The organism is Microcystis sp. M20BS1, assembly GCF_020245305.1.
Classification (GTDB): domain Bacteria; phylum Cyanobacteriota; class Cyanobacteriia; order Cyanobacteriales; family Microcystaceae; genus Microcystis; species Microcystis ichthyoblabe_A.
In genome coordinates this window covers 1-6,897 of record NZ_JADBUZ010000032.1, presented here as the reverse complement: position 1 = coordinate 6,897, position 6,897 = coordinate 1, and the positions used below count along the sequence as shown (strand labels likewise).

General features: G+C 41.2%; 6 protein-coding genes, 1 tRNA gene and 2 pseudogenes. 4 read left to right on the top strand and 5 right to left on the bottom strand.

Annotated features, from left to right (window positions below):
- The 4 genes and pseudogenes from IM507_RS03440 to IM507_RS03425 form a co-directional block, all read left to right on the top strand.
- Window positions 1-679 (top strand): annotated as a pseudogene (locus IM507_RS03440) (IS1 family transposase); the annotation flags it as partial.
- A 259-nt stretch (window positions 680-938) separates the two neighbouring features.
- Window positions 939-2,144, top strand: a complete 1,206-nt coding sequence (locus IM507_RS03435; RefSeq protein ID WP_287636609.1) for an FAD-dependent hydroxylase — start codon at window positions 939-941, stop codon at window positions 2,142-2,144.
- Window positions 2,145-2,236: 92 nt separating this feature from the next.
- A tRNA-Pro gene (locus IM507_RS03430) sits at window positions 2,237-2,310 on the top strand.
- Window positions 2,311-2,441: 131 nt separating this feature from the next.
- Window positions 2,442-4,364 carry a S9 family peptidase gene (locus tag IM507_RS03425; protein ID WP_002738220.1) on the top strand — a complete coding sequence of 641 codons (1,923 nt, stop codon included), beginning with the start codon at window positions 2,442-2,444 and terminating at the stop codon, window positions 4,362-4,364.
- Between the two features lie 520 nt (window positions 4,365-4,884).
- Here the strand turns inward: IM507_RS03425 and IM507_RS03420 are convergent.
- The 5 genes and pseudogenes from IM507_RS03420 to IM507_RS03400 all read right to left on the bottom strand — a co-directional run.
- Complete coding sequence (locus tag IM507_RS03420; protein WP_002736167.1) at window positions 4,885-5,238, bottom strand: DUF5615 family PIN-like protein; 354 nt, start codon at window positions 5,236-5,238, stop codon at window positions 4,885-4,887.
- An 8-nt stretch (window positions 5,239-5,246) separates the two neighbouring features.
- The gene (locus IM507_RS03415; protein WP_002738186.1) at window positions 5,247-5,567 is read right to left on the bottom strand and encodes a DUF433 domain-containing protein; all 321 of its coding nucleotides are present in this window, start codon (window positions 5,565-5,567) and stop codon (window positions 5,247-5,249) included.
- Window positions 5,568-5,708: 141 nt separating this feature from the next.
- Window positions 5,709-6,002, bottom strand: a complete 294-nt coding sequence (locus IM507_RS03410) for a hypothetical protein (protein WP_002737674.1) — start codon at window positions 6,000-6,002, stop codon at window positions 5,709-5,711.
- 157 nt (window positions 6,003-6,159) lie between these two features.
- Window positions 6,160-6,639, bottom strand: a complete 480-nt coding sequence (locus tag IM507_RS03405; RefSeq protein ID WP_287636607.1) for a hypothetical protein — start codon at window positions 6,637-6,639, stop codon at window positions 6,160-6,162.
- Between the two features lie 125 nt (window positions 6,640-6,764).
- A pseudogene (locus IM507_RS03400) lies at window positions 6,765-6,897 on the bottom strand (IS30 family transposase); the annotation flags it as partial.

The window sequence follows — 6,897 nt, the reverse complement described above, 5'->3', positions numbered from 1 at the left end:
GGTTCTCACCATATGATTAAGAATGGTTCTATTCATAATGGAAAACCCAAACGTCAATGTAAAGAATGTGGTCGTCAGTTTGTGATCAATCCCACTAATAAAACCGTCTCTGAGGAAACCAAACAATTAATTGATAAACTCTTGCTCGAACGAATTTCCTTACGAGGAATTGCCAGAGTAACAGGGGTAAGTTGGTCATGGTTACAAAATTATGTCAACAATAAATTGGCATCTGTCCCACGTCAAATAAAGGTTTCAGACAAACTAAAAGGTAAATTAGTTATAGAATATGATGAGATGTGGTCTTTTGTTTTTTCTAAGACGATAAATATTTATATTTGGCGGTTAATTGATAGAAAAACAAGGGAAATTATTGGTTGCTATGCGCGGAGATAGGAGTCGTCAATCAGCCAAAAAACTTTGGGGCTAGTTTACCAGGCGTTTACCGACAATGCGCGGTTGCTTACACAGACTTTTGGGAGTCCTATAAGACAGGAATTCCTAGTAAACGTTATCGGGCAGTAGGTAAAGAAACTGGTCAAACTAATCCTATTGAAAGATTAAATAATACCTTTCGACAAAGGATTTCTCGGCTGGTGAGAGAGAGTCTATCTTTCTCTAAAAAAATGGAGAATCACATTGGGGAACCCTTTGGTATTTTATCCATGACTACAATGCACAGCAAAGCAAAGGATTAAGCCACCATCACTACTACCGAATCACCACCAATAATCAGTCTTTAATAACCAGATTTAGTATTATCGCCCTTCCAGAAGTCCAGGAAGAGCGATAACCCGAAACTCTCAACCACGGACAAAACCCTTTCAAGTCTATCAATGGCTAGGTGGGGTGAATACAATCAAACCCGACAGCAACCCCGAAAATCGTGTCAGAATAGATCAGTGTAGTCACTGATTATCTTTGAGAAAAGTATTTATATGTTAGGACGGAACAACTACGATTTAATCATTGTCGGGGGCGGCATAGTCGGAACCACCCTAGCGGTGGCTTTAAAAAATACAGGATTAAATATCGCTATGATCGAGGAACGTCCCCTAGAGGTGGCCGCCTCCCGTCGTCAAGCTTATGCCCTCTCGCTGATGTCGAGCCGGATTTTTACAGGCTTGGGTATCTGGGATAAAATCTCGCCCAGTATCGGTAAATTTCGTCATATTCGCCTTTCTGATGCCGATTACCCGATTTTTGTCCCCTTTGTGGTCGATGAGCTAAAAACCGATTATTTGGGCTATGTGGGCGAACATCAAGTGATTTTAACCGCCCTGCACAATGCCAGCCAAGATTGCGATCGCATTGATTGGTTATCCCCTGCCAAAGTGTTAGAAGTGGAGTACGGAGCAGAAACAGCCACTGTCACCTTGGAAGAAGCTGGTCAAACCCGAAAAATCACCGCAAAATTAGTTATCGGGGCTGATGGAGCCAAATCCGCTATCCGGCAAGGGGCGCAAATTAAAACCAAAGGTTGGAAATATTGGCAATCCTGTGTCGCTTTCACCATTAAACATCAACTCGATCGCAACGATACCGCCTTTGAAAGATTTTGGCCCACCGGTCCGATGGGCATTTTACCGCTCCAGGGTAATCGCTGTCAGATCGTTTGGACAAATCCCCATGAAGAAGCGAAAAAACTGCAAGAAATGCCCGAAGCGGAATTTATCAAGAAATTAGAAGCATATACGGGGGGATTACTGGGAAAAATAGCATTAGTTAGTCCCCGCGCTCTCTTTCCCGTACAGTTAATGCAGAGTGATACTTATGTTAAACCCCGACTGGCTTTAATTGGTGATGCCGCTCACTGTTGTCATCCCGTCGGTGGTCAAGGTTTAAATTTAGGCATTCGCGACGCAGCCGCTTTAGCGCAGGTATTAAAGGAAGCAGCGGAAAAGCAAGAAGATATAGGAGCGCTTTCTACCCTAAAATCCTACGAAAAATGGCGTAGATCCGAGAATTTAGCGATTTTAGGCTTCACAGATTTTCTAGATCGCCTGTTCTCCAATAACTGGCCGCCTATCGTTGTCATCCGTCGTCTCGGATTGGCAATTATGCGCGGTTTCCCCCCGTTGAAATTGTTTGCCCTGCAATTAATGACGGGATTAAAAGGACGTATTCCCCAATTAGCTAGATAGCTGGCCGCTAATTCCGGGAATGGGGGAGAAAGGAAGAAAAAAAAAGCTTGCAAAATGCCGCGATTATCGCTATGATGGTTAAGGTTCAGTATCGGGGCGTAGCGCAGCTTGGTAGCGCACTACTTTGGGGTAGTAGGGGTCGTGGGTTCGAATCCCGCCGCTCCGATTGCAGGAAAACAGAGAGTCAGGTAGGGATGCACCTAATCCCTACTTTGTTCTGTTTACTCGGAATTCTCTTAATTTATCAGCGTTTCTGATCAAGTTAGTTCACCATTAGAATCACTGCTTTAGTCGAAAATGTCTCATCAAATATCAGCTTACGGTTCCTGGAAATCACCGATTACCTCCGATCTAATTGTGGCAGCATCGATTAGTCTTGGTGGTGTAACTCTAGATGGAGAAGATATTTACTGGTTAGAAGGCAGACCACAGGAAAAGGGGCGAAATGTTTTAGTTAAATTAAACCCCGACGGCACAACTACAGACATCACTCCAGTGCCTTTTAATGTGCGAACTCGTGTCCATGAATACGGGGGAGGTTCCTATCTAATTGTTGCCGGAATTATCTATTTTTGTAATTTTGCTGACCAAAGAATTTATCGCCAAACTGCTGATAGTTTACCCCAACCTCTGACCCCAGAAAATTCCTGTCGTTATGCGGATTTAATTCTCGATAAATTTGGCAATCGTTTAATCTGTGTTTGTGAAGATCATAGCCAAAAAGATCGAGAACCAGTTAATAGTATTGTCAGCATCGATGTGGATACAGGAGAAATAAAAACTTTAGTATCAGGCGACGATTTTTATACCTCTCCTCGCTTAAGTGCCGACGGTTCTCGATTAGCTTGGATTAGTTGGAATCATCCTAATATGCCCTGGGATAGTTCTTTTCTCTGGGTGGCCGATATTAATAATCTTTATTTGAGTAATATTCGGGTCATTGCTGGTGGTGAAAATGAGTCAGTATGTGAACCGCGCTGGTCCGCCGATGAACAGTTATATTTTACCAGCGATCGCAATGATTTCTGGAACTTTTATTGCTTTAACCACGATGAACAAATCGAACCAGTTCTCGAACCAATAGAGGCTGAATTTGCCTATCCTCATTGGGTTTTTGGTTTATCTAACTACGGCTTTGCCAGGGAATCACAGATTATTTGTAGCTATACAAAAGATGGTCGTTGGTATTTAGGAAGTATCGATACTGTTAATCGAGAATTTCAAGAAATTATTACTGATGATACTAACATTTCTTCCCTACAAGTTAGCGAGAACAAAATAGTTTTTATTGGCGGTTCTTTCAGGGAAGTAACAGCAGTTATCTCAATGGATTTAACCACAGGAACGAGAGAAATTCTCAAATCTTCTAGTAATTTAACTATTTCTAGCGATTATTTCTCGATTCCAGAAATGCTCGCTTTTCCCACCAGTCAGGGACTAACGGCCTATGCTTGGTATTATCCCCCCAAAAACCCCGATTATACCGCCCCCAATGGCGAATTACCGCCCCTTTTAGTCAAAAGTCACGGTGGACCGACGGCCGCGGCGACCTCTAGTTTAAGTCTGCGGGTGCAATACTGGACCAGTCGCGGTTTTGGCTATCTAGATGTTAATTATGGCGGTAGTACGGGTTATGGTCGTCAATATCGTCAGCGTTTGCTGGGAAATTGGGGAATTGTCGATGTGGAAGACTGCATCAACGGGGCAAAATATTTAGTTAATCAGGGATTAGTCGATGGGGAAAGATTGGCAATTTCTGGAGGCAGCGCCGGTGGTTATACAACTTTAGCGGCCTTAACTTTTCATGATACTTTTAAAGCAGGAGCTAGTTATTACGGAGTTAGTGATTTAGAGGTTTTAGCCACCGATACCCATAAATTCGAGTCGAGATATTTAGATAAATTGGTGGGACGCTATCCTGAAGAAAAGGAAATTTACTATCAGCGATCGCCTATTCATTTTACCAGTCAGTTATCCTGTCCGGTGATCTTTTTCCAAGGTTTAGAAGACCAAGTGGTTCCACCCAATCAAGCGGAAATGATGGTAGAAGCTTTAAAAGCGAAAGGTTTACCCGTTGCTTACGTTCCCTTTGCTGGAGAACAACATGGATTTCGTCAAGCTGAATCGATAAAACGAGCATTAGATGCAGAATTTTATTTTTATTCCCGTCTCTTTGGTTTTACTCCTGCTGATAATTTAGAACCCGTAGAAATTAAGTAATCGTGCAAAGTTAATTTCCTAGGTCAGTAATCGGTGAACAGCAGCTCTAGACGTAATATTATCTAAAGACTAAAAGTCTTTTTAGTTAAGAAACTTCCCCGAATAGAAATAATTTTAATTGTCCCATGTTTTTCTTAGAGGATGTTTGAAAAGTCAGGAGACCACCAGGGGTAGTGTAGTGATATATAGCGGTTCTCACACCTGTGTGGCACAGTTAAACCTTTGCTAATTAAGCTTTTTAACATCGATAATATACCTCTTGCGAACAGGAAACGCTATAGGCGCTTTTAGGCTTCTGTTATTGAAAAGAGAGGCAATTTTTCGAGGTTGCTTATATTACAATGTTTCATTATACAGCTTTAAATACTTAGATGCTTGAATCTCAAGAGTAAATTCTTGCTCCACTTTTTGCCTTGCCCGAATGCACAATTGGTTATACCTTTCTGTATCTTCTAATACCCAATTAATTCCCTGTGCCAAGTCTTCCACCTACAAGGGTTTGGCCAGATAGCGTAGCCACTTAAAATGGAAAAGTCATAATCTGATTGATCCATTCCTCAGCCGTAGATGCTTCCCACACTAAGATAATTGCATCGATCGCTTCGCCGATTGGAAGATTCTGAGAAAGAATTAGAACACCAGAACTCGTTTGCGACAAGATGAATTGACCAAACTCAGTCGGCATGGTTTTGCGATCGTGCCTGACCAGCACCCTACCATCCCGTGCTGCAATGGTTAAAACTTCTGGATCTTTTATTCCTTCAAGCCCTGCTTCATTGGCTGACTGAAAATCCAGATTTGGTTGTCCGCGGATTGCGCCAGTCACAATTGCCTGTCTGAGATCGGCATCAGCTTGAAAGCGAATTTTTGTCATGCTGCTTTCTACTTCTTGGCTTGAGCCGCCTTCAATTTTTGGTACAGCAAAGGACTCTTTTCTCTACAAGACTGTTGTAGTCGCTGAAACTCGGCTTCACCCTTTTTCAGATAGGCATCGACAAGCTCTCGATTGGCCAGATAGAAAGCGATCGCACCATAAACCTGTTCGAGGGAAAGGATTGGGAAATTTTGGGCAATGCTTTCGGGCGATTCTCCGTTTAAGAAAGAATAGACAACTGAATCAAGGGAGATACGAGTTCCTTCGAGCCAATATTCTTCGTCTCGTTGCTCGATGTACTGTTTTGTTGGGATGGGGGCTAATTTCATAGGAGCAATGTTGCTGTTTAGCTAAAGGGATAAGAAATCGCATTACCAAGTAGGAATACCATTGCTAGGACTGGAGCATAGATTTTTGGAGATGTCTATTTCTTATGATGATATTAGCGTCGAGAACGAGGAATTTGAGTCTCACCCGCCTAAATCCTTTCTCTGATTCGCTCTGTCCGCTTCACACATCTGACGAAACTCACGAACAATATCGTCCTCGGAAATTCCCTTTTGACTTAACAGGTACTCAAATTGAGCGGCCACCGCTTGTAAGGCAGCGATATCGGCGCTTTTACTCCCCTGTTTAACGGGGAAATAGAACCCAACAGTATGACCGTGACGTAGTACCTCAACGGGAGTCTCACCGTATATGTATTTAGGGAGTTCGCTCCGAAATTCTCGCACCCCAATTTTCTCAATGTCATGCTTATCCATAGTCTCTCTCGTTGTGTACACATTGTGTACATAGGGTAGCACTATTTGAGAAAGGATATCAACAAACAACTTTACTCATGTTTTACCAGATTAAATTTTTAATCTGGTTTAAAGAAAATGCCATCCATTTGCAACATCCTTCCAAATTTTATTATTTTCATTTATTACTTATAATCTTTTTGATTAAGAGCTTCATTTTTGCTTTAGTTGCTTGAACAAGGTTTCCAATATAATAAAAATCTCTTAATTGTTTATAATACAGAAATCTCATCACGCTTTTAGCCCTTCCCTGACAATGAATGCACAAAAATTTTATCTCTTTATTTAAATTTTTATTATATCCATAAGGAATTCCATTTTTGAATATAAGTTTTTTTAAACCAAATTGCATTTGGTATTCATCCTCTAAGTAATTAGTTGATGAATTAATATTGTGATCTAGTGTCATATTATTATTTATGACTGTAGTAAGATTAGCCACTTTGGGATTGTCTTTAGACCATAGATATAATAGAGTCATGTCTATAATTCCTCTTAGCTTATGATTATCAATATGCCATTGCCATTTAGCTTCTAGCTTATCTCGTATGTTTTTATTGCTGTATGCTTCAATACAAAAATCCGTAAAATCCTCCAATGCCTCAAGGGTTCAATATGAAAAATGAGGAGAAGATGCCCATCTAAAATTATCTTGATTTTTAGGAGTAGATGTCATTAAAGCAGCTATACAATCATTAGGTAAGATTGGATAAACTGGCCAATTCAAGTCTGAATTGCATCACTGTCTGATCTACCTTTATAGAATACCTCATTCGGGGTACGATAGTCAAGACATTTTCGAGGACGATTGTTAATCAAGTTTACGGCTCTTTCCACCTCCTCTGGCTTAACGATT

What these genes read in the sequence shown, in the direction of transcription:
- IM507_RS03435 (WP_287636609.1), top strand. Translation starts at nt 939, where the DNA reads ATGTTAGGACGGAACAACTACGATTTAATCATTGTCGGGGGCGGCATA.
- IM507_RS03420 (WP_002736167.1), bottom strand. Translation starts at nt 5,238, where the DNA reads ATGACAAAAATTCGCTTTCAAGCTGATGCCGATCTCAGACAGGCAATT.
- IM507_RS03410 (WP_002737674.1), bottom strand. Translation starts at nt 6,002, where the DNA reads ATGGATAAGCATGACATTGAGAAAATTGGGGTGCGAGAATTTCGGAGC.
- IM507_RS03425 (WP_002738220.1), top strand. Translation starts at nt 2,442, where the DNA reads ATGTCTCATCAAATATCAGCTTACGGTTCCTGGAAATCACCGATTACC.
- IM507_RS03415 (WP_002738186.1), bottom strand. Translation starts at nt 5,567, where the DNA reads ATGAAATTAGCCCCCATCCCAACAAAACAGTACATCGAGCAACGAGAC.